Origin of the sequence: Streptomyces sp. NPDC050704 (assembly GCF_040654355.1) — a bacterium.
In the GTDB taxonomy this organism is placed as follows: domain Bacteria; phylum Actinomycetota; class Actinomycetes; order Streptomycetales; family Streptomycetaceae; genus Streptomyces.
In genome coordinates this window covers 75,534-83,023 of the sequence record NZ_JBFAHW010000041.1, presented here as the reverse complement: position 1 = coordinate 83,023, position 7,490 = coordinate 75,534, and the positions used below count along the sequence as shown (strand labels likewise).

General features: G+C 73.6%; 4 protein-coding genes and 2 pseudogenes. 3 read left to right on the top strand and 3 right to left on the bottom strand.

Annotated elements, in window-relative coordinates; all coding sequences use genetic code 11:
- Nucleotides 1–133: 133 nt before the first annotated feature.
- A pseudogene (locus AB0I18_RS24450) lies at nt 134–700 on the top strand (transglycosylase family protein); the annotation flags it as partial.
- A 37-nt stretch (nt 701–737) separates the two neighbouring features.
- Here AB0I18_RS24450 and AB0I18_RS24445 read toward each other — a convergent pair.
- The 3 genes and pseudogenes from AB0I18_RS24445 to AB0I18_RS24435 form a co-directional block, all read right to left on the bottom strand.
- Nucleotides 738–1,493 (bottom strand): ATP-binding cassette domain-containing protein, encoded by a 756-nt coding sequence (locus AB0I18_RS24445; RefSeq protein WP_363107683.1) that lies wholly within the window; start codon nt 1,491–1,493, stop codon nt 738–740.
- Nucleotides 1,490–4,378 (bottom strand): ATP-binding cassette domain-containing protein, encoded by a 2,889-nt coding sequence (locus tag AB0I18_RS24440; RefSeq protein ID WP_363107682.1) that lies wholly within the window; start codon nt 4,376–4,378, stop codon nt 1,490–1,492. Before AB0I18_RS24440 ends, AB0I18_RS24445 begins: the two co-directional genes overlap by 4 nt.
- Before the next feature lie 596 nt (nt 4,379–4,974).
- Nucleotides 4,975–5,442, bottom strand: a pseudogene (locus tag AB0I18_RS24435) (hypothetical protein); the annotation flags it as partial.
- Nucleotides 5,443–5,570: 128 nt separating this feature from the next.
- Between AB0I18_RS24435 and AB0I18_RS24430 the strand changes: the two are divergent.
- Both AB0I18_RS24430 and AB0I18_RS24425 read left to right on the top strand, forming a co-directional pair.
- Nucleotides 5,571–6,113, top strand: a complete 543-nt coding sequence (locus AB0I18_RS24430; protein ID WP_363107681.1) for a hypothetical protein — start codon at nt 5,571–5,573, stop codon at nt 6,111–6,113.
- Nucleotides 6,088–7,377, top strand: a complete 1,290-nt coding sequence (locus AB0I18_RS24425) for an ABC transporter substrate-binding protein (RefSeq protein ID WP_363107680.1) — start codon at nt 6,088–6,090, stop codon at nt 7,375–7,377. Before AB0I18_RS24430 ends, AB0I18_RS24425 begins: the two co-directional genes overlap by 26 nt.
- Nucleotides 7,378–7,490: the final 113 nt, after the last annotated feature.

Genomic DNA, 7,490 nt, shown 5'->3' with positions numbered 1-7,490 from the left:
CGGCGAAACCGGAGCCGGCCACCGGGACGTACCGCATACGGCCCAGCCACCCGGTCCTCCGACCGGGTGGGGCCCCCGTCGGCCGCCGGTGCGGCTCGGCCGGACGCCGTCCGCGCCTGCCTAGCGTGGCCCGATGTCGATCAAGCGCACGCGGCACGCGGCTGCCATCGCCTCAGTCGTTTCCGCTGTCTCAGCCGTCTCCGTCTCCGTCGTCCTGGCCGTGCTCGCTCCCGTGGCGGCGGCCGCGGTGCCACCGCCTCCGGCGCCCGGTCCCGGAGCGGCGGCCCCGGTGCCGTACGGCTGCGTCGGGGACCAGTGGCCGTGGGGCTGTCTCGCGGAGTGCGAGAGCGGTGGCCGCTGGCACGCGAACACCGGGAACGGCTTCTACGGAGGGCTGCAGTTCTGGCAGCCCACCTGGCGGGAGTTCGGCGGCCCTGCCCATGCACCCCGCGCCGATCTCGCCACCCGTGCCGAGCAGATCAAGGTCGCCGAGGAGGTGGTGCGCGTCCAGGGGTGGGAGGCATGGCCCGTCTGTGCCAAGAGGTACCGGCTCAGTGGCCGGACGCATGTGGTGAAGTCCGGCGAGACGCTCTCGTCGCTGGCCCGCCGGTACCGGATCAAGGGCGGATGGCAGGCCCTCTACAAGGCCAACAGGCAGATGGTCGGGGAGCATCCGGACCGGCTGAATCCCGGCACGATGCTACGGCTGCCGAAAGGGGCGGCCGCCGGGAGGCTGATCACGCAGACCCCGGCGGGCGCGTCGGTCCCGTCGAGCCCGTCGGCTCCGTCGGCTCCGTCGAGTCCGGCGGCTCCGCCGGTCCTGATGGGTCCGCCGCTGCCGCCTCCGCCGCCTCGCCGCTGAACACGACCGAGCCGCGCCGGAGTTCGTACACGATCGCCGGCCGGTCGCGCAGGCCGGGCGGCAGGCGCTGTTCGGCGACGACCACGCAGGCGTCGAGGCCGCTCAGCAGCTCGTACGTGCGGGCGGCGACCGTGGGGGACATGCCCTGCGCGGGTTCGTCGACGAGGACCACGCGCGCGCGTGCCAGGAGGGCGCGGGAGAGGGCGAGCATGCGCTGTTCGCCGCCGGAGAGGGTCCCCGCTCTTCGGGCGAGCAGCGGCCGCAGCTGGGGATACGCGTCGAGAGCGGGCGCGAAGTGATGGTCGGGGGCGGCGAGTTCGAGGTTCTCGCGGACGGTGAGCGAGCCGAAGACGGCCTGGCGGTCCGGGACGAGGCACAGGCCGCGGCGGGCCCGTTCGTACGCGGGCATCCCGGTGACGTCGATGCCGTCCCAGACGACGGCGCCGCGGGACAGCGGCACGGTTCCGGCCAGGGCCCGCAGTGCCGTCGTACGGCCCGAGCCGTTGCGGCCGAGCAGGACGGTGAGGCCGGGGGCGGGCGCGTGGAGCGTCACGCCGTGCAGGGCCTCCAACGGGCCGTAGCGCACGCGCGCGTGGCGCAGGGAGATCCCGGGGGTGCCGGGGGCCCTCATCCGTCGACCGCCGTTCCGAGTCCTTGGGGATCTTGAGGTCCTTGAGGTCCTTGGGCGGCTGGGAGGTCTTGAGGTGCTTCGAGTCCTTCGAGTCCTTCGAATCCTTCGAGTACGTGGGCGGCGGGGCCGGACGCGACGATCCGGCCCGCCGTCATGACGTGCACGGTGTCGGCCAGGTCGGCCACGAGGTCCAGGTCGTGCTCGACGACGAGCAGGGCCATGCCGTCCGCGGCGAGGGCTCGCAGCACACGGGCCAGCGCGGCCACTTCGCCCGTGTCGAGCCCCGCCGCGGGCTCGTCCAGCAAGAGGACACGCGGGCTGCCGGCGAGGGCCCGCGCGAGCTCTACGCGTCGCAGGGTCCCGGTGGGCAGTCCGGCCGCCGGCAGTGCCCGTACGGCCCCGTCGAGCCCGAGCAGCCGGAGCACCCGCTCCACGGCAGCCGCGTCCACGACACGCCCCTGCTCGGCGCCCACCTGTACGTTCTCGGCCACGGTCAGGGTCGGGAAGACGGCGAGCTGTTGGAAGGTGCGGGCGACGCCGAGCCGGGTCCGCGCGTGGGCGGGCAGCCGGGTGATGTCCCGCTCCCCGAACCCGACCTGCCCGGAGTCCGGCCGTACGGTCCCGGCGAGACAGTGGAACAGGGTGCTCTTTCCGGCTCCGTTGGGTCCGACGACCGCGGTGATCCGGCCCCGGGGGAGGTCGAGGTCGACGCCGCCGAGGGCGGTGAAGCCGTCGTAGGCGACGCGGAGGCCGCGGGCGCGGAGGATGTGGCGGGTGGTGGGCGTCGTACGGGGTGTCCGGGGGCGGGCGGGCGCGGAGGACGTACGAGGGCCCGCGGCACCGGACCGTTCGGCGGGGTCTGCGGCCCGGGAGGCGCCGGGTTCGTTGCCGCCGCTGTCGTCGGCCGGGCCGGTGCTCTGTGCTCCGGGCCGGTCGTGTGCCGCGGACGGTTGGCTGCCCTTCGCGCCGGTGGCGGTGTGCTTCCCGGCCGGGCCTTCGCGTCGGCCCGCGCCGCCGATTCCCGCCGGGCCGGGCGCCCGCAACCTGCCCCTCACCCCGGCGCCCAACGGCGTGAGCGTCACTTCCCGGCGCAGCCGCAGGCGTCCCGCCGCCAGGCGCAACGCCTCGTACGGGCCGCCCGGGAAACGCCCCACGAGCACCGCCAGCAGTCCGATCAGCGCCGCCGCCACCCCGCCGCGCGTCCCCGCGTCCAGGCCCACCAGGAGCGCCGTCGCGGCCAGCGCGCCGAGGACGCTGTCGGCGCCGAGGACGACGATCGCGGCGAACCAGAGGAGGCCGCGGACGGGGTCGTAGGCGGCGGGGTCGAAGGCGCGCAGGCCCATGCCGAGCATGCCGCCGCCGAGGGCGGCCAGGGCCGCGCCCGCCACGAAGGCCGTCAGTTTCAGCGCGGGCACGCGGACGCCCGCCGCCGACGCGCCCGCCTCGTGGTCGCGCATCGCGGCCAGCGCCCGGCCCGTGCGGCCCCGGCGCAGGGCGTGCGCGGCCAGCAACGCGCCTGCCAGCAAGCCCAGTTCGAGGACGTAGTACGCGCGGTCGCCCTCGAAGCCCGCGGGGCGGCCAAGGGTCAGGCCGGCCGTGGCGTACGGCTGGGCGAAGACGAAGCGGCTGACGCCGACGCCCACCGCGAAGGTCGCCAGCGCGAGGGCCAGGCCGTGGCGGCTGATGGCGGGCCAGCCGGTCAGCAGGCCGAGCGGGGCCACCAGCAGGACGGCGACCGCGAGCGCGGTCAGTTCGGGGAGCTGCGGCAGGCCGGGGAAGCGGCCGGCCGCCAGCAGTGCGGTGAAGAGGGCGCCGAGACCCGCGTAAGCCGCCTGGCCCAGTGAGATCTGGCCGCCGCGGCCCGTCACCACGACCAGGGACAGGAGGACGACGCCGAGTGCCGGGACCTGGACGGACGTGTGCAGGTCCGAGCCCGCGAAGCCCAGTGGCAGCAGGAACAGCACCACCGCCACGATCCACGCGCCCGGCGGGGTCGCCACGCGGGCCGTCGCCGTACGGGGGAGGGCGTCGCGTGTGCCGATCCCCGGCAGTACGAGTGCCGCGACGAGCAGCGCCACGACGAAGAGGTTCGCCCCCACCGCCTGGAGCAGCGGCTCGCCCCACCCGGAGGGGTGCAGGCGGGTCAGCTGGCTCTGGGCGACGCCGATGCCCAGGGCGACCACGACGGCCACCGGCAGGTTGCGCATACGGGCGGCCACGGCGACGGCCACGACCTCCATGACCAGCAGCGGGAGGCCGTACGGGTCGAGGCGTACGTAGGGAGCCAGCAGCACCCCTGTCAGGCCCGCTGTGAACGAGCCGAAGGCCCAGCCCGCCGCGGCCACCCGGTCCGCGTCGATGCCGCCCAGGACGGCGAGCGAGCGGTCGTCGACGACGGCCCGCAGTTCCCGGCCGAAGCGTGTCCAGCGGGTCACCGCGCCCACACCCACGGCCAGGACGAGGGCCGCCGCCAGCTGGCCCCAGGGGTCCGCCGAGACGAGCGTCGGCGCGTCCGAGCGCGCGCCGGACCCCCAGACGAGCGCCGCCCCGCCGACCAGCAGCACGAACACCCCGATGGACGCGACCAACGTCTGTGCCGGGTCGCCGCCGAGGACGGACAGGGGGCGGAAGACGAAGCGTTCGAGGGCCATGCCGATGGCCGGGGCCACCACGAGCAGCGTGACCGCGGCGGCCGGCGCGAGCGGCCAGTCCCACTCGACCGTGAGCTGCCGCAGCAGGTAGGCGCACACCATGGCGATCGCGCCGTGCGCGAAGTTGAGCACGCCGGTCGCCCGGTGAGTGACGATCAGCCCGATCCCGGTCAGCGCGGCGGCACTACCGACGGACAGTCCGGCAAGCGTGAGGTCGTACGTCAGCGACGCCATCAGTCGTCCGGGTCGGACGATCGGTCTCCTGGGTCGGACGATCGGTGGTCCGGGCTGGACGATCGGCCTCCTGGGGCGGATGGTCGGTCGTCCGTGACGGACGATGGGTCACCCGGGGCGGACGGCTGGTTGGCCGGGTCGGACGACGGGTTGCCAAGGGTGGAGGACCGGTCACCTGGGGCGGGCGGCTGGTTGCCAAAGGCGGACGATTGGTTGTCCGGGGCGGATGGTGGGTTGCCAAGGGCGGACGATTGGCCTCCTGGGGCGGGCGGTTGGTTGTCCGGCGCGGACGGTGAGTTGCCTGGGGCGGGCGGCTGGTCTCCCGGGGCGGATGGTGGGTTGCCAACGGCGGACGCTCGGCCTCCCGGGGCGGACGATCGGTCGCTCGCGCCAGCCGGTCGGTCGCCCGAGTCAGTCGGGCGAGTGTCCGGGGCGGACGATGAATCGCCCCGGGGAGACGAGCGATTGCCCAAGGCAGGCGACCGGTCGGCCCGGGCGGACGGCCGGTCTCCCGGGGCGGACGGCTGGCTGTCCGGGGCGGACGACCGGGTTTCCGGGGCAGCCGGCCAGTCGCCCGAGGTGGACGGTCGGGAACCCGATTCGGTTGGTTCGCAGATTGGGCAGGGGGCCAGGTCCCCGCTTGCGAGGATGCGGGAGTCGACCGGCAAGGCCTCCGGCTTTCCGGTGACGAGGGGGCAGTCCGCTCGGTGCCACAGGGTGCCGCCCGGCACCATCCGCAGGTCTCCGCTGACGGCGACGGGCGCGGCGGCCGCCTGCCCGGACTCGTCGGCGCCGGCGGGCTCGGCGGCGACCAGGAGCCCGTGCAGCTCCTCTACGCGAGCCGCGGCGAGGGCGTTCCTGCTGTGCGTGAGCAGGACCGCTCCCGCGATGATCAGCGCGGCTCCCGGCACCGTGCAGGACGCGAGATACGGCAGCTGCCGCTCCGCGAACCGCTCGCCGGAGATCCCGTACCAGCCGAGGACGCACAGCACCGCCCCCGCGGCGAGCGCGGCCCACCCGGCCCACAGGACGGGGTGCACAGTCCGCAGTCGAGCAGTCCGCATGGCGGCTCCCATGTCACGTGTCCGGCTGCCTTCCAAGTCCACCAATGGTCTTGCACTATGCCTTCTGGAAGCTGACCCTGAAAGAACCGGGTGCACACGGCCCGGACCGACACCCGGTGGTGAGCCAGATGGTTCTCGGGAGCGACCTCAGGCGGAGGAACGGACGGGGGCTGGCAGCGGCGGTGGTACTCGCCCTGGCAGCGGCCCTCACGGCGTGCGGAGACGACAGCGGCGGCGACGACACCGCGCCGCCCTCTCCCACCGTGGAGCAGCCCACGACCGCCGAGCCAAGTCCGACAGCGACAGGACCGGCCGACTCCGCGGCGGCCGAGAAGGAGATCGAGGAGAACTGGGAGAAGTTCTTCGACCCCGCCGTCCCTCTCAAGGACAAGCAGGACCTCCTGGAGGACGGCGACAAGATGTCCCAGGTCCTGGACAGCTTCAGCGGCGACGAGCGCGGCGGACAGGTGGAGGCGACCGTCAACAAGGTCGCGTTCACCTCGCCGACCGAGGCGGACGTCACGTACACGCTCACTCTGAAGGGCGCCACGGTCATGCCCGACGCCACGGGCACGGCCGTCGAGCAGGACGACGTGTGGAAGGTCTCCGTCAAAACTCTGTGCGGGTTGGTCGGGCTGAGCGGCAATGAGTCGCCGGGCCCGGGTTGCTGAGTGCGCTGCCGCGGGCCTGCTGCTCCTCCTGGGCACAGCCTGCGGCAGCCGCCTCCCGGAGAGCGACTTCGAGAGCCGGCCGCAGCGGACACCGGCGCAGCGGAGCGCGGACCCGATTCGCGTGGGCATCGTCACCAGCGCCACCAGCCCGGTGGGCGGCGACACGTTCACCGGACCGCGCGACGGGGCGAAGGCCTACTTCGACCGGCTGAACGAGCGCGGTGGCATCGACGGCCGCAAGGTCGAGGTCCGTACGTGCGACGACGGCGGCAGCGGCGTCGGCAACAACGAGTGCGTGCACCGGCTCGTCGACGAGGACAAGGTCGTCGCCCTCGTCGCCACCACCTCCCTCGACTACGCGGGCGCCTCCCGGGTGTCCCGCGCGCGCGTGCCCGACATCGGCGGCCAGCCGATCGGCGCGGCGTACGACACCCATCCGCACCTCTACGGGATCTACGGCAGCCTCGCCCCACGGAACGGAAAGCCCGGCTGGGACGGCAAGCTGTACGGCGGCACCGAGGTCTACCGCTACTTCAAGCGTGAGCAGGGCGCCCGCACGGCGGCCGTCGTCTCGTACAACCAGTCCTCGTCGGCCGCGTACGCCCGGCTCGTCACCCGGGGCCTGAAGGCCGAGGGCTACCAGGTCGTCACCGAGCAGGTCGACTTCGCGCTGCCCAACTTCCGTGCGGTGGCGGCCGACCTGAAGGAGCGGAACGTCGACCTGGTCTTCGACGCGATCGACGGCTACGGCAACGCCCAGCTCTGCAAGGCCATGGACGACGCCGGCGCCGAGGTCATCGCCAAGGTCACCAACGTGCAGAACTGGACGTCCACCGTCCGCGAGGACTACAAGGACGCCCCGCGCTGCCGCAACGCCCTGTGGGCGACGGGCGCCAGCCGCAACTACGAGGACACCGGCCACGACGCCGTACGGGAGTTCCGGGACGCGACCAAGGGCCTGAAGAGCCATTCCCAGTGGCAGCTGGAGGGCTGGGCCGCCGCCATGTGGTTCACGGACGCGGCCAGGTCCTGTGCGCCGACGGGCGTCACACGTGCGTGCGTCGACCGCTTCATGGACTCGGGGAAGCCGTACACGGCCGACGGGCTGCTGCTGCCCGTCCGGTACGAGCGCCTGGCGGACCCTCCGAAGACCCGCAACACCTGTGTCTCGGTGGCCCGTTGGGAGGACGCCGAGGGCTGGGTGAGCCAGGGGGACATGACCGATGAGTGTTTCGACGTACCGCAGTTGTCTTACGATCCCTGATCCCGCACGATCCCGCAGGAACCTCCCAGATACCCCTACCTGCACTGATGCACGACAAGGGGAAAAGGTTCCCTATATCGCCTACCAATGGCGCAACTGTTCGGGAACAAGAT